Below are 19,289 nucleotides of genomic sequence, written 5' to 3' on the forward strand. Positions count from 1 at the left end.
AGTCGTCCGGCATATATCAGGATCAAGCGATCTTCAGCGCCATAAGAATGTCCAGCGGTGTCTGGGCAAACGCCCGGGCCTGTTCGGTCATCTCGGCAAGGTTTTCTTCGGCCGTGAGCAGCGGCTGGTCGCCCTTGTGCAGCACTTCGCCCTGATCACCGATGACGGCCCACGCCAACTGCGCCCAGTCTTGCGGGTCGGTCATGCCTTGCTTGATCGAAATCAGGAACAACTGCTGCACGCGGCTGATCGGCACGCCACCGCCGGTGACCGGGCTGGCCAATACCTGAATGTTGCTGTTGAACAGGGCGCGCTTGCACAGTTGCAGGTTGAGGGTGTCGCAACGTTCCTGCACCTGCCTTTCGGCGGATTCACTCTGGCACGGGGCGGCGACGCCCATACCGATCAGCACGGTGACAGCCTGCACCAGGTCGTCATAAGACACGGCGCCGACGGCCATCGACAATTGCTGCAAGGTTTTCGCTTCGTAGGCATTGGCGGCGAGCGCTGCGAGCACCGGGCGGTAAATGTCCGCTTGTAAAGACGCCTCGCCCGCAGGGCCTGTGACCGTGCCGGGAATGTTTTCGATCGCTTGCAGCAGGACAAACCGGCTTCTCAGCAATCCGTCGCGTTGCTCGGCGGCAGACAGCCGATTGGCGCCGCGTACGTACAGATCCCGGCGGAAGTTCTGGTTGATAAAGTAGTCGCGCGCCTGTTCGCGCATGATCGGGTGCTCGATACCTTCCAGAAAGTCCATGCCTTCTGCACTCAGGTTCAGCGCGGCCACGGTGTCCAGCGGTACAGCCGTGGTGGCAAAGTCGAGTTTGGCTGCGGTCATGGCATCGACCACGTCGATGAAATACATGCAGTCCCAGTTGCGATTGAAATACTCATGGCCCACGTACTGACGGTTCTGGCCCTTGATGCTCTGCAACTGGGCTCCGAGGGCCGGCGCCGCTCTGGCGTACTTCGGATTGGCCGCCAGCAGCGTTTCGGAAAACTCCATCGCGGCATCGATGCGTTTGGCCGGGCTGGTCGAGGCCTGGCTGGCAAAGCGATTGTGAATGCTGAACAGATTGCGCAGTGGCGCCGAAGGTGACCAGCCCGGGAAGCAGTTGTAGCTCACGTACAACATGCCGCCGGGCTTGAGGTGGCGACGGGCGAACTCGACGATCAGTTGCTGATTGTCGCGGCTGACCCAGGACCAGATGCCATGCAGGCTGATGCTGTCGAACGCCGGCAGATCATCGCGGGCCAGCAGTTGCTCGAAGCTGTCGTCATACAGACGGGCCTGGCTGTTCCAGTCGTTTGCCAGCGCCATGGCATGCGCGGCCTGGGATGGTGTGAAGTCGGTGCCAACGTAGTTGCCCGGGTTGGCAGCAGCGTGGATGTTGATCGAGACACCCTGGCCAAAGCCCAGTTCGCAATGGTAGCCGCCGCTGCCTTCCAGGGTGGCAAAACCGCGCAACAACAGGCAATAACGCTGGAACACCGGATTGATTTCCCGGCTGTACGAATAGGTGTAACCCTCGTCGGTGAAATACCCTTCGTTCCAGGCGTTGCTCATGGGTGCATCCTTCAATTCGCGAGTGAGAGCCGCTCTTATAAGGGGTTGGCATTGCGCACCACAAGCGGAAAAACATGTAAGTGAATCTTACGATTGCCGAGGCGTTTAGACGTCTGTCTGCCATCGCTGCTGTGGGCCGCAAATCGGTCATGCAGTCTTTCGGGCCAGCGCCCGTGTTAATTCGAGCACCATGCCCTGTAGGAGCTGCCGCAGGCTGCGATCTTTTGACTTTAAAGATCAACATCAAAGGATCGCAGCCTGCGGCAGCTCCTACTGGGGCGCGTGTGGAGTCAGCGGCCGTGCGCTGCGTTCGCCAGTTGCCCGGTATCGACCCGCACGAACACTGAATCACCCACCGCCGTCAGCACTTCTCCGGCGTACACCTCGCAGATCACCCGAGTTTTGCGCCCGACGTCGCCTTCGACCCTGGCGCGCAAGGTCAAGGTGACGCCCATCGGCGTGGGTTTGATGAACTTGATGCCGAGGTTGCCGGTGACGCAGTCGATGCGCGGCAGGCTGCCCGGTTCGCGTTGTTCATGGCGATAGTGGTAGGCCATGGCGGTCCAGTTGGAATGGCAGTCGACCAGCATTGCCAGCAGGCCGCCGTACACCAGGTCCGGCCAGCCGCAGTATTTGTCGTCCGGCAGGTGTTCGGCCATGACGTGCACGCCGTCCTCGTGCCAGTAGCTTTTGACGTGCAGCCCGTGAGGGTTGCGGCCGCCGCAGCCGTAGCAGACGCCTTCGGGGGCGGCGAGGTCTTGCAGAGGCGTTTCGGAACGGGTCATGGGTCTGATCATCCTGAAGTGGTGAGTCCGGTCAGGCGCAGGCTGTTGCGCCCACCGCGCTTGGATTCGTAGAGCGCGGCATCGCCTTGTTCGATCAATGCGGCAAGACTGGCCGGCGGCTGGTTGAACAGGGTGGCGCCGATGCTCAGCGTCACCGGTTCGGCGGTGGGGAATGCCTGGGCGGCGCTGCGTTGAAACTGATCGCGCAGGGCGTCGCCCAGTCTGACGATGTGATCACTCGGCGCATTGCTCAGCAAAATCACGAACTCGTCGCCGCCCAAACGCGCGGCCAGCGCCTCATCGGCGGTTTCGGCGCGGATCATTTCGCTCAGGGCCACCAGCAAACGGTCGCCGGCGCTGTGGCCGTACTGATCGTTGACCGATTTGAAGTTGTCGATGTCGATCAGCAGCAGGGCGCCCGGATGCGCCGCAGACACGCCCCGCAGCAGGCCCGGCGCGCGCATGTCGAGGGCGCGGCGGTTGTAGAGAGCGGTCAGTGGATCGCGGGCGGCCAGTCGGGCGATCTGCTCCTCGCGCCGGTAGCGTTCGGTGCCGGTCATCGACAGTGCAATGAGCATGATCGCCATCGCGCCCTCGACCAGCGAGATCTGGATGATGACGCCACGGAACGCAGCCAGGTCGATCAACGTGCCGGGGATCACTACGGTCAGGGCCTTGGCCACATAGAAAATCCCATGTCCGAGCAGCACGTAGCGCAATTGCACCGCACCGACGCTCAGCGATTTGCCATGCGGGCGCAGCAGCAAACTGGCCTTGAGCGTCGAGGCGGCGACCAGCAGCGAGTTGGCGGCCAGCATGACTTTCGACCACAGCGCCCCGTCCGGCAGCAACAGCATCACCAGCCAGCAGACGAAGATCAGGTACCAGGCCGGTGACAGGCGGATCTGGGTGAAGCGCGCCACCCCCAGCAGAAACAGGAAGTGCGCGGTCACCAGCAAGCCATTGGCGAACCAGATGCCGATCAGCAAAAAACCGTTGCTGCGCAGCAGGGCCAGGGTGGAACCGATGGTGATGGTGGCGAAACCGGCGCTCCAGAACAGCAGCGAAGGCTCACGAATACTGCGCCACTCGACCGCCAGATACAGCGCGGCGGCGGCTGCGAGAGCAATCGAGATGGTCAGCATCGTTGGAGGGTCGAGCGGCATTTCCGGGGGAGCCTGTCAGAAGGTCGGTAAGGCCGCCGATTGTAAGCGTTCGGGGCCGTTTTGGCAGGCGCCGCATGCGATCGTCACCGACGGGAGTCCACGCTCATTCGTGAGGCGTGAGCCAGGTGTCGACGACCCGTCGATCCAGTTCTTCCCAATAAGCCATGCCCAGCACCCGCGTGGTGTTCAACCCACGCAAATAGCCGCGCAACTGGTTGGCGGTATCGCGCTTGAGCTGCGCATCGCTGATGTCCTTGTCCAGCAACACGCTTTCGTACTGCACCAGGTATTCGGCCACCCGCTCGCGAAAGTCGGGCAAAACCGCGTCGCGGATCAGGTCAAAGGTTCTCAAATCGGCGTCCTCACTGTTGTTTTAGTCATTAGAGATGAGCATGTATCAAACTTTATCGTCGGTAACTATCGCTAGAAGTAATAGTGACCATCACGAAACGCAAGTTCAGCTTTGCATTCAATAGGCGGAAAATCGCTTTCATTGAACACGCAGCTCAAGGAATTTGCGCGATGAAGACACTGACCCGACTGGCGCTGATCGCTCTGCTGATGAGCGGCGTGGTAGCCACGGCACCGTCTTACGCAGACGACGCCTGTGAGTGTCATCTTCAGCCGATCGCCGGCAGCAGCGCGACCTTGCAGCATTCACAGACCGTGGGTGTGCTGTACAGCGAAAACACCCGGGAAAACCTGCAGTACCTGACGCGTTACCACGATATGGCGCTGCACGGTGCCAAGGATGCACTGGATTCGCGAATCCGCGCCGCGTTTGTCAGCAGCTCCGACCCGGAACTGGCGATCGACTGGTTGCTCAGCTCGCTGCAACGCCAGTTCATGTCGGTGACCGTTTACGACAACCTCGATGCACTGATTCTGGCGCATCCGGACATCGTGGTGAAACTGGATACCTTCAACCGCCTCCTGACCCAGCAGAACAGTCTGTACGAGGCGCACTTCATCGCGCGTTTTTACGATGCCGACCTGCAGTACATCGGCAAGGCCGAAGGCGCGGTGGAGAAACAGATTCCGTCGGTCTGGGTACACGACAAAGCGGCGCAGGAGATTGCCGCGCAGATCGAGCAGCAACGTGACCTGCAACTCAATGCCTTGAAGCAGTTCGATGCCTCGCTCAAGGCGCTGGTGGCTTCTAGCTGAACACTCAAAACCAAAAGGGCAGCGGCGGCGCCGTGACGCTGAACCGCTGCCAGTTGAACCGAATCTTTATTTTCGAGATTACCCCGATGCGTGCTTTGTTTGCTCCGACCCTGGCCGTTGCCTCCCTGCTGCTCGCCGGTTGCGCCTCCGCACCGAACGACCCGACGCTGACCTTGCACACCAGCAAGACCCCGGCGCAATACGCTGATTGCGTGGTGCCCAAGCTGCAGGGCAGTGCGCTGAACCCGACCGTCTCGCAGACCCAGCGCAGCTACCGGATCGTGGTGCCAAGCAAGGTGTCGGCAGACAACGTGCTGGAAGCCTACAAGGCCGGCAACGGCGGCAAGGTGTTCATCTACGAGCGCCACTTGCTGGCTTCGAACTTCCTGCCTTCCAGTTTTGAACGCGCCGCCCAGGACTGCATCTGACCCGGCTGCACAAACCGTTTTAACCGAGCTCCTTTGGTTGGCCGCAACCAACCAATACTTTGCCCCGCACCTCATTCGGTTGCGGGGCTTTTTTTGCCTGACGTTTGCTGCGGTGGTGATGTCGGCACGCTAACGTTTGCCCGGCGTGATCGGCTGCTTGCGTCGGCGAAGGGGAATATGGTTGCATAGTACAACTAAATTTCAGCAGTGATATGTCATGAGTATCCCTACAGCCTTGATCGAAGAAATCCGTACAGCGTCGCGCACGATGGTGCGTGAGTTCGGTTTCCTGCGCGCCACCCTGGCGGCGACCGACTATTCAGCCTCCGGCGTGCACGCATTGCTGGAAATCGAGGCCGGGGACGGCGTCAGCGCTGCGCAACTGGCGCAAAGCCTTGGTCTGGAAAAATCCAGTGTCAGCCGCATGGTCGGCAAACTGATCAAGGCCGGGGAAATCGAGGAGCGTGCCGCCGAGGACGCCCGGGTCAAGCATCTGCACCTGACGGCGCAGGGCCGGCAGACCGTCGCCGACATTCATGCCTACGGCCAGGCCCAGGTCAGCAAGGCACTGAACACGCTCAATCCGTCGCAACAACAGAGCGTGGCGCAGGGCCTGTCAACCTACGCGCATGCGCTCAAGACCATCCGCCTGGGCGCTGACCGGCCACTCACGTCGAACCTGCACATCAGCGCCGGCTATCGCCCCGGCCTGATCGGCCGCGTGGTGCAAATGCATGCGGATTATTATTCGCGGCATTCCGCTTTTGGCGCGATCTTTGAAAGCCGCGTCGCCCGTGAAACGGCGGAGCTTGTCGGGCGCCTCGATCAGCCCTGCAACCAGATCTGGGTAGCCACGCTTGATGAGCGCATCGTCGGCTCAATCGCGATCGACGGCCAGGATCTAGGCAACAATCAAGCGCATTTGCGCTGGTTCATCCTCGACGATGGCTGCCGCGGCAGTGGCGTCGGCCGGCAACTGCTGAGTGCGGCGGTGGAGTTTTGCGATCAGCAGGGTTTTGATGCGATTCAGCTCTGGACCTTCAAGGGACTCGACGCCGCGCGCCGACTGTACGAAGCGGCCGGGTTCGAATTGACCATGGAAGAGCAGGGAAGTCAGTGGGGCAGCGTGGTGACGGAACAGCAGTTCACCCGTGCAGCCGCCTCACGTTGAAGGTTGATTCAGCGTCATCACGGGGGCGCTGAACATGTCCGCCAGCCGGTTGGCGAAAGCCGTGATTTCCAGATCGCTGCGCGTAGTCCCGGAAAAGTCTGGACGAGGGCAAACCGCTACAAACGCATGCCCATTTCGACAGCCCGAGTCTCAAAGCCGAACTCCGCATACATCCGCGCGGCACGGTTATTGAACGGCCAGACGGTCAAACGCAGATCCTGGGCATCCTGTTCGATCGCCCAGTTTTTCACCAGATTCATCAGCCCACGGCCGATGCCCTGTCCCGAAAACTGTTCGGCGACACACACCGAGCCGATGCGAACGACATTCTGCGGTTGCATCAACGGCCCTGAACTGGCCGACAGGCTGGCCGTGATAAACGCTGCAGGTTGATCGTGGACATGGGCGATGAACACAACGTGACCGGGTTTCTCGAACAGCGCTGACCAGTGGGGCAGGTCGCGGGAAAATTCCGCGGTGGGCGGGGCATAGATGTCGGGGCGGGCAGTGTGATGCACGTCGTTAAGCAATTGCCCCAGCTCACACATGCTCAACGCGTCTGCGCTCGTCGCGGTGCGGTAAGTGATTCGTTCCATGTCGTGCGGTGCTCCTTGATTACGCGTAAGCCGCGAACGGCGCTGTTGATCGCTATTGTTCCAGCCAGTCAGGCTTCCTGCGCCTTGGCTCTGGCAATCGAAAACGCCTTCGGCAAATTGGCGCCATTCTTCGCGGCCAAGATCTCGGCCATCACGCTGACAGCGATTTCCGCCGGTGTCTTGCTGCCAATGTAGATGCCGATTGGCCCGTGCAGGCGCTCGAGTGACGCCTGGGTCTCACCAAAATGCTCGATCAGACGTTCGCGGCGCAGTTGGCTGTTGCGCCGCGAACCGATGGCGCCGATGTAAAACGCCGGGCTGTGAAGGGCTTCGAGCAGCGCCAGATCGTCGAGTCGGGGATCATGGCTCAAGGCGACGATGCAGGTGCGCAGATCGACCGCGAAGTCGCGCACCACGTCATCGGGCATGCCGATGATCCGTTCCACACCGTTCACCGCCCAGGTTTCGATGTATTCGGCACGCGGGTCGCACACCGCGACCTTGAAGCCGTTGAACAGCGCCATGGTCGCCAGATACTCGGCCAGCGCGCCGGCGCCGATCATCAGCAGCCGATACCCCGGCCCGAGGGTATTGAGCATCCGGTGGCCGTCGAAACTGAATTGCTCAGGAGTTGCCGTGGTTTCCAGCGTGACGCGACCGCTATCCAGTGCCAGGCAGCGGCGCACCAGTTGCCCGGCATCCAGTTGCACCAGCAGTTCGTCCAGCACCTGCCACGACGGGTTGAACTCAAGAATCAGCTCAAGCGTGCCGCCACAGGGCAAACCGAAACGATGCGCCTCGTCGGCGCTGACGCCATAGCGCACCACCTCGGGCGCACTGTCCTTGAGGCCACTGCCGCCATGCGCGGTGGTGTAGCGCTGGATCAGGTCGTCCTCGATGCAGCCGCCGGACACGCTGCCGACCACGCGCCCGTCGTTACGCAAGGCCATCATCGACCCTGTCGGGCGCGGCGAAGAGCCCCATGTGCGCGCCACCGTGGCGAGCAACACTTGCTCGCCGGCGGCGAGCCAGTCCCGCGCAGTGCGCAGGACCAGCAAGTCGATGCTTTCCATCAAACGTTCCTCTAACGCATTTGCAGAATGATCGGGCTACTGCTGGCCGGATCCGTACGTTCACGCAGCTTGTTGACGGCCTGCGCTTCAACGGCATCGCCCTGATTGCCCCAGGTGCTGCGCATGAAGGTCAGCACTTCGGCGATCTCCTGATCCGACAACTGCTCGCGGAAGGCCGGCATGCGATAGGCGTCCGGCACTCCGGCGGCCACCACCCGCTGCGAACCGTTGAGGGTGATGTTGATCGCCGAGGCACTTTCCTTGGCCAGTGCCGAGGTGGCGCCGGCCAACGGCGGCATCCATTCCGACTGGCCCTTGCCGTCCAAACCGTGGCACGAAGCACAGCGCGTGACGTAGGTATGAGCACCGGGCGCGTCCAGACGTTCCGTCGCCGAAACCGCTTGGTACTGCCATGGCTGGCCGTCGCGCTGACGGTCCCCGGGCAATGACTTGAGATAACGGGCAATCGCGCTCAGATCGTCATCGCTCATGAACTGCGTGGAGTTGTTGAACGCCTCGGTCATCGAGCCGTAAACCACCGCGTGTTTATTGCGCCCGGTCTTGAGGAACTGCACGATCTCCGGTTCGCTCCAGCGGCCCAGGCCGGTGTTGTGATCATCACGCAGGCTCGGCGCGTACCAGCCATCGAGCAAGGCGCCAGCGAGGTACGGCGTGGCGGATTCATCCAGTGCCTTCTCGTTGAACGCCAGACCGCGCGGCGTATGGCAACTGCCGCAGTGTCCTGCGCCTTGAACGAGATAAGCGCCGCGATTCCACACGGCATCCTGCGACGGTTTGGCCACGTAAGGTTCGGTGTCGGCAAACACACCATTCCACAGCGCAATCGGCCAGCGCAGGTTCAACGGGAAAGGAATCGCACTCGGGATATTCGCCTGCTTGACCGGTGCCACGCCTTTCATGAAAAACGCGTACAGCGCTCGCACATCGTCGTCACTGAGCTTGGCGTAGGACGGGTAGGGCATCGCCGGGTACAGACGACGGCTGTCGGGTGCCACGCCGTGGCGTACCGCACGGTCGAAGTCCGCCAGGCTGTAGCGACCGATGCCGGTTTCCGGCTCCGGGGTGATGTTGGTCGCGTGGATCGCGCCCAGTGGTGTGGCCATTTCCAGACCGCCAGCGAACGGCGCACCGCCCGGCACGCTGTGGCAGGCCACGCAATCGCTGAGTCGGGCGACGTATTCGCCACGAGCGACCAGCGCCGGGTCGATATCGGCCACGGCGGTGTGGTTGTTTTCAAGGCGCGAGACAGGCTCGCGGGTGACATACCAGGCCAGCAGGCCTGCCGCGACCAGGCACGGCACTGCCAGCCAGCCAGCGGTTCTTGCGAATCGGCGGTTATTCATGGACGCTCCGGCGCTGATCAAGTGAAGGTGTGGCGGCTCATGGGCAGGCTGCGCACCCGTTGCCCGGTCAGCGTTGCCACCGCATTGGCGACGGCGGGCGCGACAGCGGGCAACGGTGGTTCACCGATGCCGCCCATTTTTTCCCCGCTCTCGACAACACACACGTGGACCCGAGCCATCCGCGCAGGCGGCAGGATCGGATACAAGTCGTAGTTGCGCGCGCGCGGTTTGCCATCAATCCACACGGCTTCCTCCACCAGGGTCTGCGAAAGGCCCAGCGCCACCGCGCCATTGACCTGCGCCTCAACAATCGCCGGATTGACGATGCTGCCGGGGTCGATCGCCTGCCAAATGTCGTGCACCTTGACCTGACCGTGCTCGATGGAGACCTCGGCGATCACCGCCGTCTGGGTACCGAACGGCGACGCCATCGCCACGCCTCGCGCACGTTTGCTGCCGTCCGTCGCGATGAACGGCCCACGCTTCCAGCCACCCGACAGCTCGCCCACCGCTTGCAGCAGCGTGGTCAGTCGCGGGTTGTCGCGCAGCAGATGCAGGCGCAATTCGAACGGATCCTTGCCGCCCTTGTCGGCCAGTTCGTCAAGGAACGATTCATAGAAGAAGTCGTTGAGCGAATTGCCCACCGAACGCCAGTAACCCAGCATCGCCGGGCCTTTGGCGTAGATCTGCGCGATGCGTTTGTTGGGGATTGCATAGGATTTACCCGACAACCCTTCAAGCGCCGTCGGGTCGAGTTTTTCACCCTGTTTGCCGGCCAGCGCCTCGGTCGGGCCCTCGGTGGCGCTGATCGCTTCGATCGCCAGCGGCCAGCCGTCGTTGTCCAGCGCCGCGCGGAAATTCACCGCTGCCACCGGACGCAGCACGTCGCGCAGGAACTCTTCCTCGCGGCTCCAGATCAGTTTGACCGGGCGACCAACCGCTTTCGATAACTCGATCGCCTGCGGGTAGGGGCTGGCGGCGTCGTAGAGGAAATGCCGACCGAAGAACCCCCCGAGCAATGGCGAATGCAAGGTGATGCGCGACGGATCCAGCCCGGTGCGTTTGGCAATGTCCGCACGAAACATGTCTGGCGCCTGATTCGGCAGCCAGACTTCCAGCGAACCGTCGGGATTGAATCGGGCCAGCGCCGACGGCGGCTCCAGTTGCCCGTGGTTCAGGTACTGGTTGTGATAAGTGGCGTCAATCCGGGTCTTGGCGCTGGCCAGAACTGCAGCCACGTCGCCCTCATTTTCATCATCCCTGGCCGGGCCTTTGTCTTCAGCCAGACGCTTGAGCCAGGCATCGCTGGAAAAGTCCGCAGGCATCGAGCGTACCTGGCTGTCGGCCGTGGGCTCCTGCCAGTCGACCTGAATCGCTTCCACTGCACGTTTGGCGTGCCACCAACGCTCGGCGACCACCGCCACGGCCCCCGGCAGGCGATGCACGGAATGCACGCCTTTCATCGCCTTGACCTGCTCTTCGTTGCGCAGGTTGCCCACGGTCATGCCCAAACGTGGAGCATGTTGAACGGCGGCGTGGAGCATGTCGTCGACCTTCAGATCGATGCTGTAGAGCGCCTTGCCCGTGGACTTGTCGTAGGCATCGACGCGCTTCACCGGTTTGCCGATCCAGCGGAACTGGCTCGGATCACGCAGCTGCACCGAGGCAGGATCGGGAACCGGCAGATCCATGGCGTGCTCGGCCAGTTCGCCGTAGGCCAGAGAGCGGCCCGATTTGGCGTGCACGACTTTGCCGGGTTCGGTACTCAGTTCGCTGACCGGCACCCCAAGTTTCTGCGCACCGGCCTGCAACAGCATGGCGCGGGCGAGGGCGCCGAGGCGGCGCATCACTGGATAACTCATGCGCACCGACATGCTGCCGCCGGTGATGCGCATGCCGTTTTCCATCACCACATAGGCTTCGCCGGGCGGCGCGGCTTCGACCAGGAACGTCGACGGGTCGGCATCCAGCTCTTCACCGACGATCTGCGCCATCGCGGTGAACGTACCTTGTCCGCCTTCCATGAACGGGCAGAGCAGGCGCACGCGGTTGTCCGGGCGAATTTCCAGAAACGCCGGGACCTGCGTGCCACGCTCGGCCGTCGCGGCCGCCACTGCCGCTTGCACGCGAGTCGTGCCCAGCGGCAGGCCGAAACCGAGCACCAGTGCGCCGACGGCGGTGCCGGCCAGGAAACGTCTGCGCGACACGTTGATCGGTTCGTGCAGAGCCAGTGCTGACGCTTCCTGAGCAGGATCGATACGCACGTTCATCAGGCGTCTCCCTTGCCGGCCAGCTCATGCACGGCGGCATGAATGGCGTTGTACGTGCCGCAGCGGCATAGATTGACCATCGCCGCCTCGATCTGCGCGTCACTTGGCTTGGGGTTTTGCTTGAGCAGCGCCGTGGCCGCCATCACCTGTCCGGACTGGCAGTAGCCACATTGGGCGACCTGCAGATCAACCCAGGTCGAGACCACGCGTTTGCCCACTTCATCGGCCTCGATCGCCTCAATGGTGGTGACCTCACGGCCGACCACGCCGGCCACCGGCGTGACGCACGAGCGCACCACGTTGCCGTCCACCAGCACGGAACAGGCGCCGCACTGCGCCAGTCCACAGCCGTATTTGGTGCCGGTCATGCCCAGATCATCGCGGATCACCCACAGCAGGGGTGTATCGGCGTCGGTATCGACCTGATAGGTTTTCTGGTTGATTCGTAGTTCCATGGTTCACCCGCTCGATCATCGGTTGACGTGCATTTTTATAAGCGGTGAAACGCTGCATGGCGCCTCACCGGTAACGCGTGTTCTTTTGCTCAACTGGCCGCGTTGCCCAGTGCTTCTGCGGCGAAGGGTTCGCCACGCAGCAGCGCGATGTCACGACTGGGTGCGGTGCCGTACAGGCGTGCGTATTCGCGGCTGAACTGCGAGGGACTTTCATAGCCGACCGCAAACGCCGCTCGCGAAACGTCCAGACGCTCCATCAACATCAGCCGGCGCGCCTCGTTCAATCGCAGCCATTTCTGGTACTGCAGCGGACTCATACCGGTGAGTTGGCGGAAGTGGTGGTGAAAGGTCGGTGCGCTCATCTGCACCCGCGCCGCCAGCTCATCGATGCGCAGCGCTGCGGTGTAGTTGACCTTGAGCCAGTCGATGGCTTTGGCGATGCGATAACCCTGGCCATCGACGGCCGTGATCTGCCGCAGCCGCGCGCCTTGATCGGTATGGAGCAGCCGATAGTGGATTTCTCGTAGCACCAGTGGCGCCAACACCGGGATCGCCTCAGGCTCGTCGAGCAATGCCAGCAGGCGCTCAAGCGCGCCTTCCAGAGCGGACGACATGTTGCCAATGCCAGCGCCGGTGTTCATCGACGGCTGCCGCTTCGCAGGCAAGCCACCTTTGCTGAGGATCTCGGCGAGCATGCCGACATCCAGTTTCAGCACCAGCCCGACACAGGGCTGTTCGGGGCTGGCGAGCATCACTTCGGAATTGGCGGGCAGATCCAGCGAGGTGACCAGAAACCGCGAAGGGTCGTAGCGGTAACCCTCACCGCCGACCCACAAACGCTTTTCCCCACGGCCCACCAGAATCAGGCTCGGCTCGATCATGCACACGGTCGGTGGCGCCGGCTGATCGCGACGAAACAGCGACAGGCCGGGTATCGACGTGGCGAAGTCGCCCGCTACGCTCACGCGCGAGTCAATGTTCAACGCCAAAGGTGATTCGTGGCGCAGCGAGGTAGGGATCATGTCGGGCAACTCCTGTTGAGTGAACTCTAATCCGCTGCGCAGGCGATTCCTATACACCACCCTGCATCCTCAGAGGATCAGGCAAGCATTCAAGAGGAATGCACTAGGGCAGAGGTGAATCGACCGGGAGAATGTGTCAAGCCATTACAGGAGAGACGCGATTCGACAACGCGATCCTCGCACCGTGAAAAACAGTGCGTCCGGGCAATTGCCCGGACGCCTCTCGCAATACAGGTAGTTCCCATGACTTCCCTTACTACAGAACAACGCGGCTGGAGCGCCGTGCTGGCCATGTCGTTGGCCGCCTTCGCGCTGGTCGCTTCAGAATTCATGCCGGTCAGTTTGCTGACGCCGATTGCCGCCGAATTGCACATCACCGAGGGCCAGGCCGGGCAGGGGATTTCCGTGTCCGGGGCGTTCGCTCTGGTGACCAGCCTGGTGATTGCAGCGGTTGCCGCTCGCGTCGAGCGCAAGAAGCTGTTGCTGGGTCTGACCTTGCTGATGATCGTCTCGGGTACGGTGGTCGCATTCGCGCCGGGCTATCCGTCGTTCATGTTCGGGCGGGCCCTGATCGGCATCGCCATTGGCGGTTTCTGGTCGTTGTCGGCGGCAACCGCGATGCGTCTGGTGCCGCCTGATCAAGTATCCCGGGCGCTGGCGATCGTCAACGGCGGAAACGCGCTGGCGACGGTGATCGCCGCTCCGGCGGGGAGCTTCCTCGGTGCGTTGATAGGCTGGCGCGGCGCATTCTTCTGCGTGGTTCCGGTCGCTGCGCTGGCGGCCGTGTGGCTGCTGATCAGTCTGCCGTCCTTCAAGCTCGAGCGTCAGGCCGGTAGCGGCAACGCCCTGCGGCAGATGAAGCAATGGCCGGTCGCCTTGGGGATGGTCGCCGTCAGCGTATTTTTCATGGGGCAATTCATGCTGTTCACCTACCTGCGGCCCTTTCTGGAGGTCGTCACCGGGGTCAGCGTTGCAACCCTGTCGTTGATGCTGCTGGGGCTGGGACTTGCCGGTTTTATCGGGACCTTTGTGATCGAAAGATTCCTCGGCACTGGCCTGTACCGCACGCTGACAGTTATCCCGCTGATAATGGCGGTCATTGCACTGGCGCTGGTCAACTTCGGCGCATCGCCGCTGCTGACTGCGGTGCTGCTCGGACTCTGGGGACTGGTCGCCACAGCGGCTCCCGTAGGCTGGTGGACCTGGCTGGCGCAGACGCTTCCGGAGGATGCCGAAGCCGGCGGAGGCTTGCTCGTGGCCATCGTGCAACTGGCAATCGCCGGAGGGGCCATCGTCGGTGGCCTGGCGTTTGATCTGAGCGGTTATAAAGCCACCTTCGAGCTGAGCGCGGCCGTGTTGGTGATTGCGTCGGTGCTCGCCTGGTTAGCGGGACGCAGTGCTGCTGAAGTTCATCTGGTCGAGTCGAGCGCGGCCGGCTGACGGGGAAACGTTGTCATTTGAGCGTAACGACGACCTTGCCCTTGGCGCGCCCCTGCTCGACGTACTTCAACGCCTCTGCCGTCGAGGCAAACGAGAAGCTGCGGTCAATCACCGGTCGGATGATTGCCTCCTCGACCAGCGTGGCAATTTTTTGCAGTTGTGCACCATTGGCCCGCATGAATACGAACGCGTAGTTGACCGCCTGCTTGCGCGCCTTGCGCCGGATACCGAAGCTCAACAGGCGCATGACCTGTTGCAGTGGCCAGGACAAGCCTTGTTCTTGTGCGAACTGTGCAGTGGGCGGTCCCGAGATGGAAATGAGCTGGCCGCCGGGCTTCAGGACCTTGAGTGATTTTTGCAATACGTCCGCGCCGAGGCTGTTCAACACCACGTCGTAGTCGTGCAGGACGCTTTCGAAGTCTTGCTGCTTGTAGTCGATGACCAGATCGGCGCCCAGTGCCTTGACCCATTCGACATTCGCGGTGCTGGTGGTCGTGGCGACGAAGGCGCCGAGGTGTCTGGCCAACTGGATGGCAATGCTGCCAACCCCACCCGATCCCGCGTGAATCAGTACTTTCTGACCCTTTTTCAGTTGTGCGGTTTCGACCAGTACTTGCCAGGCCGTCAACGCGACCAAAGGCAGGGACGCGGCTTGTGCCATGCTGGTATTGGCAGGTTTTCGTGCGACCGCGTTTTCGTCCACGGCGATCCATTCGGCGAACGTTCCGATCCGCGTTTCCGGCGGGCGAGCGTAAACCTCGTCTCCCGGTTTGAACCGCGTCACCTGTGAGCCAACCTCAACCACGACACCCGCCAGATCATTGCCCAGTATCAGCGGTAATGCATAGGGCAGAATCAGCTTGAACTCGCCACTGCTGATCTTCGAATCCAGCACATTGACGCTGCTGGCGTGTACCTCGATCAAGACATCACGGGTACCCACCACGGGGGCAGGCGCTTCGCCAATGCGCCCAGGCTTGTTTCCATAGCGATCAATCAGAAATGCTTTCATCGTAGTGCGGCTCTTGGCGGTTGTGAGGAGGGTAGCTGGCGCGTTGCGGTGTTGCTGCGCCGTGTCGTCAGGCGTCGAGGAATGCCTGGGCCTTGGCGACAAAATCAACGCAGTGCTGGAAAATCCCGCCGTGGCCGGCATCCTCGTAAATCACCAGTTGTGCGTTGGGAATGCGCTTGGCCAGCGCCATCGAGTTGACGCTGGGCACCATGATGTCGCTGTCGCCGTTAACGATCAGTGTGGGTATGCGCAAGCGTCCGAGGTCTTGCGGCGGCTGTTGGCCCCACGCGGTGATCGCTTTCAACTGGCGCAGAAAAGCGCTCGGTGTCGGGCCTTTGTCGCGATTGTTTTTGCGTGCTTTCAGGCGTTGCAGATACTGCGCGGCAGATCGACGGCCATTGGCTGTCGAGGTGAAGAACAGGTAGACCTTGGGATCGCGCAAGGTCAGCAAGCCTTTGAGGATCAATGGCCAGGTGACCGCACCGACTCTGTCGATGCCGCTGCCGCCGGCCGGACCGGTACCGGTCAGAATCAAGCGACGCACCCGATCAGGCGCCTTCAGGGCGATGTCCTGAGCAACGAAGCCGCCGAGCGAGAATCTCAGTACATCAACGGTTTCCAACCCCAGCGACCGGATCAACTGAATGGCATCGTCTGCCATTTCACCGACAGTCAGTGGCGCGGTTCCACCAGAGCCGCCAATACCGCGATAGTCAGTGGTGATGACGCGTCGGGTGCGTGCCAGGCCATCAATGATCGCGGGATCGAAGTTGTCCAGCACGGCGCCCCAATGGTTGAACAGCACCAGCGGCACGCCGATCGCGGGGCCGACGTCGCGGTAAGCGAAGCGAACGCCGTTGACCGTGATCGACTGGTTCGCCGCGTTGCTGAATGGCGTCGACACGCCAGTGTGGTTATTTTCCAGGGTTTGATTCATTTCCGCTCCGGATCGCGGGCCGGATTCGATGCAGTGACTTGCGCCTGCATCGAATCCGCCGCGCGTGCTCGCTACCAAAAAATCACTGTGGGTCGAGGTAGCGCTGGGCAACCGCAGACTGACGGATTTGCCCGATCAGGTCCTGACGTGCGCCTTGCAGATCATCCCAGCGTTGCGCTTCGTGCAGCGGCGGGATGGTCACCGGTTCGCGACGATCGAAGCCGACCAGAGCGGCGTCCACCAGATCCCCCACTTCCATGATGTCGCTCAAGGTGTTGATGTCGATGCCGGAGCGATCCCAGATCTCCGTACGGGTGGCGGCGGGGAGTACGGCTTGCACGTAGACGCCCTGAGGTGACAGTTCCAGGCTCAGTCCCTGGGACAGGAACAGGACAAAGGCCTTGGTCGCACCATAGACGGTCATGCCGAACTCCGGCGCCAGGCCCACCACCGAGCCGATATTGATGATCGCGCCGTCACCGGCCTTGACCAGACGTGGAGCGATGGCGCTGGCCAGGCGCACCAGCGCGGTGGTGTTGAGGGCGACCAGTTGCGCAACACTGTCGGTGCTTTGGTCGATGAAGTTACCGGAGAGGGCGGCGCCGGCATTATTGACGAGGATGCCGATACGGGCGTCGTCGCGCAGGCGGCTTTCAACGGTGCTCAGATCAGTGAGTTGGGTCAGGTCCGCCGGGATCACATCGACGGTGACGTCGTGTTCGCTGCGCAAGCGGGCTGCAAGTGCGTCCAGGCGTGCCTGGTCGCGGGCGACCAGTACCAGATCGTGGCCGCGTTGCGCGAAGCGCTCGGCGTAGACCGCGCCAATGCCGGTGGAGGCGCCAGTGATCAGAACAGTAGGGCGAGTGCTCATGGGGGATCTCTCTTTCAGGATGTGAGAAACAGAACGGGCTCAGTTGGCGCTGACGCTTGATTCAGCCAGCGTCGGGTAGTCGATGTAGCCTGCCGCACCGCCGCCATAGAGGGTGACGGGATCGAACGCGGACAACGGCGCGCCATGCTTGAGGCGCTCCACCAGATCCGGATTGCCAATGAACGGGCGACCGAAGGCGATCAGGTCGGCCTGGTCTTCGGCGAGCTTCGAGGTCGCCAGGTCCAAGTCATAGCCGTTATTGGCGATGTAGGTGTTTTTGAAACGCTGGCGCAGCGCGCCGAAATCGAAGGGCGCCACGTCGCGCGGGCCACCGGTCGCGCCTTCGACCACGTGCAGATAAACCACCCCAAGGGCATCGAGTTGCTCGGCGACGTAATCGAATTGCGCCTGCGGATCGCTGCTGGAGACGCCGTTGGCCGGCGACACCGGAGACAGGCGCACACCGGTGCGATTCGCGCCGATTTCATCAACCACGGCCGCCGTCACTTCAAGCAACAGACGCGCCCGGTTTGCAATCGAGCCGCCATAGGCGTCGGTACGCAGGTTGGCGCTGTCCCTGAGGAATTGATCGAGCAAATAGCCGTTCGCACCGTGAATTTCCACGCCATCGAACCCGGCGGCAATCGCGTTTGCCGCAGCCTGGCGAAAGTCGGAGACGATCCCCGGCAGTTCGCTGGTCTCCAGCGCGCGCGGCGCCGAGACATCTTCAAAGCGATTGTTGACGAAGACTTTGGTGGCGGCGCGCAATGCAGAAGGGGCCACGGGGGCGGCGCCGTTTTCCTGCAGATCAACGTGCGACACGCGGCCGACATGCCACAGCTGCAGAAAGATTTTTCCGCCCTTGGCATGGACTGCATCGGTCACCTGGTGCCAGCCGTCAATCTGTGCCGGCGTGTAGATTCCCGGGGTGTCCTGATAGCCCTGACCTTGTCGGGAAATCTGCGTGGCTTCACTGATCAGCAAGCCTGCGCTGGCGCGTTGGCTGTAATAAGCGGCCGCGAACTCGCTGGGTATAAAGCCTGCGCCTGCACGGTTGCGAGTCAGCGGTGCGAGGACGACGCGGTTCGACAGCGTCAGGTCGCCAAGTGTGTACGAGGTGAACAGAGTCTGGTTACTCATCTGGTATTTCTTCCGTGCCCGTTGGAGAAGTCGCTGTGCCTGCAATTAGGATGATGATCGAAATCTAAACTGTCAACGGTTTTGATTATGACCAGCATCTATGTATGATTGGCGCAAGCATTCCCAATGAATACGAGGTACTGCACGTGCGAGTGACCAAGGCCCAGGCGCAGGCCAATCGAGAGCACATCGTCGAGACCGCTTCCGAACTGTTCCGTGAGCGCGGCTTTGACGGCGTCGGTGTGGCGGATCTCATGGCGGCTGCCGGTTTCACCCACGGTGGTTTTTACAAGCATTTCGGCTCCAAGGCCGATCTGATGGCTGAAGCTGCTTCCTGCAGTCTTGCCAAGTCGCTGGCAGGTGCCGAAGCGCTCGACGTACCTGGCTTCATCGATGTGTATGTGACGAAAGAACATCGCGACGGACGTGGCAGCGGTTGCACCATGGCCGCGTTGTGTGGCGATGCAGCGCGTCAATCGGATGAGGTGAAAACGACGTTTGCCGAGGGGATCGAGCGCACCCTGCAGACCCTGGGAGACAAATATCCGACCGGGCCGGACGCCGTGGCGGGCGAGGGGAGAAAGAAAATGATCGACCTGTTGTCGCGGGCTGTCGGCGCGATTGTGCTGTCGCGTGCCTGTCCGGATGATTCCGCCCTGGCCGACGAGATCCTTGAGGTGTGCCGCGCGGAGATGCTGGCTTCGTTGCCGGTTGACGAGGAGACGGTCTGAGGCGACGCTGGATTGTCGTTTCGCTCAAGAGCCGGTTGCGCTACATACCAGCGCCTATGAGCAGATGGACCTGAAGCGCAGTCTCAGCGGCAAC

The 19,289-nt window shown here is 61.9% G+C and carries 19 protein-coding genes; 5 read left to right on the top strand and 14 right to left on the bottom strand.

Annotated elements, in window-relative coordinates:
* Window positions 1-22 precede the first annotated feature (22 nt).
* The 4 genes from LOY52_RS11120 to LOY52_RS11135 all read right to left on the bottom strand — a co-directional run bounded on the left by LOY52_RS11120 (window position 23) and on the right by LOY52_RS11135 (window position 3,870).
* Window positions 23-1,567: a class I SAM-dependent methyltransferase gene (locus tag LOY52_RS11120; protein WP_258679484.1), complete on the bottom strand. Its 1,545-nt coding sequence runs from the start codon at window positions 1,565-1,567 to the stop codon at window positions 23-25.
* 290 nt (window positions 1,568-1,857) lie between these two features.
* Window positions 1,858-2,352: a PaaI family thioesterase gene (locus LOY52_RS11125; protein ID WP_258679485.1), complete on the bottom strand. Its 495-nt coding sequence runs from the start codon at window positions 2,350-2,352 to the stop codon at window positions 1,858-1,860.
* Between the two features lie 8 nt (window positions 2,353-2,360).
* Entirely contained in the window at window positions 2,361-3,518 is a 1,158-nt protein-coding gene (locus tag LOY52_RS11130) for a GGDEF domain-containing protein (RefSeq protein WP_258679486.1), read from the bottom strand.
* A gap of 103 nt (window positions 3,519-3,621) precedes the next feature.
* Complete coding sequence (locus tag LOY52_RS11135; RefSeq protein WP_258679487.1) at window positions 3,622-3,870, bottom strand: hypothetical protein; 249 nt, start codon at window positions 3,868-3,870, stop codon at window positions 3,622-3,624.
* Window positions 3,871-4,040: 170 nt separating this feature from the next.
* Between LOY52_RS11135 and LOY52_RS11140 the strand changes: the two genes are divergently transcribed.
* From LOY52_RS11140 to LOY52_RS11150, 3 genes are all read left to right on the top strand, one after another.
* Complete coding sequence (locus LOY52_RS11140; RefSeq protein WP_258679488.1) at window positions 4,041-4,685, top strand: ATPase; 645 nt, start codon at window positions 4,041-4,043, stop codon at window positions 4,683-4,685.
* 86 nt (window positions 4,686-4,771) lie between these two features.
* Window positions 4,772-5,113, top strand: a complete 342-nt coding sequence (locus LOY52_RS11145; RefSeq protein ID WP_258679489.1) for a hypothetical protein — start codon at window positions 4,772-4,774, stop codon at window positions 5,111-5,113.
* Between the two features lie 217 nt (window positions 5,114-5,330).
* Complete coding sequence (locus tag LOY52_RS11150; protein WP_258679490.1) at window positions 5,331-6,284, top strand: helix-turn-helix domain-containing GNAT family N-acetyltransferase; 954 nt, start codon at window positions 5,331-5,333, stop codon at window positions 6,282-6,284.
* A 116-nt stretch (window positions 6,285-6,400) separates the two neighbouring features.
* Here the strand turns inward: LOY52_RS11150 and LOY52_RS11155 are convergent, their stop codons facing one another.
* The 6 genes from LOY52_RS11155 to LOY52_RS11180 all read right to left on the bottom strand — a co-directional run bounded on the left by LOY52_RS11155 (window position 6,401) and on the right by LOY52_RS11180 (window position 13,064).
* On the bottom strand, window positions 6,401-6,880 hold the full coding sequence (locus tag LOY52_RS11155; RefSeq protein WP_258679491.1) for a GNAT family N-acetyltransferase: 480 nt from the start codon (window positions 6,878-6,880) through the stop codon (window positions 6,401-6,403).
* Between the two features lie 68 nt (window positions 6,881-6,948).
* Entirely contained in the window at window positions 6,949-7,953 is a 1,005-nt protein-coding gene (locus LOY52_RS11160) for an XdhC family protein (protein WP_258679492.1), read from the bottom strand.
* Between the two features lie 11 nt (window positions 7,954-7,964).
* Entirely contained in the window at window positions 7,965-9,317 is a 1,353-nt protein-coding gene (locus tag LOY52_RS11165; protein ID WP_258679493.1) for a cytochrome c, read from the bottom strand.
* A gap of 17 nt (window positions 9,318-9,334) precedes the next feature.
* Entirely contained in the window at window positions 9,335-11,587 is a 2,253-nt protein-coding gene (locus LOY52_RS11170; protein ID WP_258679494.1) for a molybdopterin cofactor-binding domain-containing protein, read from the bottom strand.
* On the bottom strand, window positions 11,587-12,042 hold the full coding sequence (locus tag LOY52_RS11175) for a (2Fe-2S)-binding protein (RefSeq protein WP_258679495.1): 456 nt from the start codon (window positions 12,040-12,042) through the stop codon (window positions 11,587-11,589). The genes LOY52_RS11170 and LOY52_RS11175 overlap by 1 nt, the downstream gene beginning before the upstream one ends.
* Window positions 12,043-12,131: 89 nt before the next feature.
* Entirely contained in the window at window positions 12,132-13,064 is a 933-nt protein-coding gene (locus LOY52_RS11180) for an AraC family transcriptional regulator (protein ID WP_258679496.1), read from the bottom strand.
* A gap of 243 nt (window positions 13,065-13,307) precedes the next feature.
* Here LOY52_RS11180 and LOY52_RS11185 point away from each other — a divergent pair, with 243 nt between their 5' ends.
* Entirely contained in the window at window positions 13,308-14,504 is a 1,197-nt protein-coding gene (locus LOY52_RS11185; RefSeq protein WP_258679497.1) for an MFS transporter, read from the top strand.
* A 13-nt stretch (window positions 14,505-14,517) separates the two neighbouring features.
* Here the strand turns inward: LOY52_RS11185 and LOY52_RS11190 are convergent, their stop codons facing one another.
* The 4 genes from LOY52_RS11190 to LOY52_RS11205 form a co-directional block, all read right to left on the bottom strand.
* Window positions 14,518-15,516 carry an NADP-dependent oxidoreductase gene (locus LOY52_RS11190; protein ID WP_258679498.1) on the bottom strand — a complete coding sequence of 333 codons (999 nt, stop codon included), beginning with the start codon at window positions 15,514-15,516 and terminating at the stop codon, window positions 14,518-14,520.
* Between the two features lie 67 nt (window positions 15,517-15,583).
* A complete protein-coding gene (locus LOY52_RS11195; RefSeq protein WP_258679499.1) occupies window positions 15,584-16,453 on the bottom strand; it encodes an alpha/beta fold hydrolase in 870 nt (289 codons plus the stop codon).
* Between the two features lie 82 nt (window positions 16,454-16,535).
* A complete protein-coding gene (locus tag LOY52_RS11200; RefSeq protein ID WP_258679500.1) occupies window positions 16,536-17,324 on the bottom strand; it encodes an SDR family oxidoreductase in 789 nt (262 codons plus the stop codon).
* Window positions 17,325-17,363: 39 nt separating this feature from the next.
* The gene (locus LOY52_RS11205) at window positions 17,364-18,464 is read right to left on the bottom strand and encodes an alkene reductase (protein ID WP_258679501.1); all 1,101 of its coding nucleotides are present in this window, start codon (window positions 18,462-18,464) and stop codon (window positions 17,364-17,366) included.
* Between the two features lie 104 nt (window positions 18,465-18,568).
* Between LOY52_RS11205 and LOY52_RS11210 the strand changes: the two genes are divergently transcribed.
* On the top strand, window positions 18,569-19,195 hold the full coding sequence (locus tag LOY52_RS11210) for a TetR/AcrR family transcriptional regulator (RefSeq protein ID WP_258679502.1): 627 nt from the start codon (window positions 18,569-18,571) through the stop codon (window positions 19,193-19,195).
* Window positions 19,196-19,289: the final 94 nt, after the last annotated feature.

It is taken from the genome of Pseudomonas sp. B21-051 (assembly GCF_024748795.1).
In the GTDB taxonomy this organism is placed as follows: Bacteria; Pseudomonadota; Gammaproteobacteria; order Pseudomonadales; family Pseudomonadaceae; genus Aquipseudomonas; species Aquipseudomonas putida_A.